Genomic DNA, 1,058 nt, shown 5'->3' on the forward strand with positions numbered 1-1,058 from the left:
CGTGGTCGCACAAAAGATGAAGTCGAATTAACCGTTGAGGAGAAATTGAAATTTGAGATTCAACGTATTGAACGTGAAAATGAACGTTTACGTGCAGAAAATCTATTTTTAAAAAAGTTAGAGGAAATCGAAAGGAGGCGTCGTTAAGCCAAATACGTCTACAGCAACGCTATTTAGCGATTCAAGAATTACATCGAGAGGAAGAACTTTCGATTCTTTTACTATGTGAAATAGCTGGTGTTTCGCGTGCAGCTTACTATAAGTGGCTAAGTCGCAAGCCTTCTAACAGAGAAGTTGAAAATGAAGCAATTTTAAAGGACATTCATCTCCTTTACAAACAAGTAGATGGTATTTACGGCTATCGTCGTACAACGTTGACAATCAATCGTCAGCGAAAAGAAAATAATCAAGCGATGGTTAACGAAAAGCGTATTTATCGTTTAATGCAGATTAGTGGATTGAAGTCTGTTATTCGTAGAAAGCGCAAGCCTTATCGTAAATCCCCAGCACATCATGTGGCTGAGAACGTATTAAATCGAGCATTTACATCGAAAAAGCCAAATGAAAAATGGTGTACAGATGTCACAGAGCTTAAGTATGGAAACGGGAAAAAAGCTTATTTAAGTGCAATTATCGATTTATATGATGGTTCAATTGTGAGTTATGTGTTAGGTCATTCGAATAATAATTCCCTTGTTTTCAAAACAATAAAATCAGCTATTCAATCATTACAATCAGGCGAGCAGCCATTAATACATAGTGATCGAGGTTTTCAATATACATCGAAGGAATTTAAGCGAATTGTGGAGAACGCCAATATGACACAAAGTATGTCCCGTGTTGGTCGATGTATTGATAACGGACCAATTGAATCATTTTGGGGCACATTGAAGTGTGAGAAGTATTATTTACATAAGTACGATTCATATGAAGAGTTAAAACTAGCGATTGATGATTATATTCATTTTTATAATTACTATCGTTATCAGAAACGATTAAACGGCTTGAGTCCGTTAGAATTCAGGACTCAAGCCGCTTAATACATTTTTTATTATTTC

At 35.7% G+C, this 1,058-nt stretch carries 1 pseudogene; it reads left to right on the forward strand.

Annotated elements, in window-relative coordinates:
* Positions 1-1,040: pseudogene (locus ACIPKN_RS26880) on the forward strand (IS3 family transposase); the annotation flags it as partial.
* Between the last annotated feature and the right edge of the window lie 18 nt (positions 1,041-1,058).

The sequence above is a fragment of the Lysinibacillus sp. NPDC086135 genome (genome assembly GCF_044746345.1).
Taxonomy (GTDB): domain Bacteria; phylum Bacillota; class Bacilli; order Bacillales_A; family Planococcaceae; genus Lysinibacillus.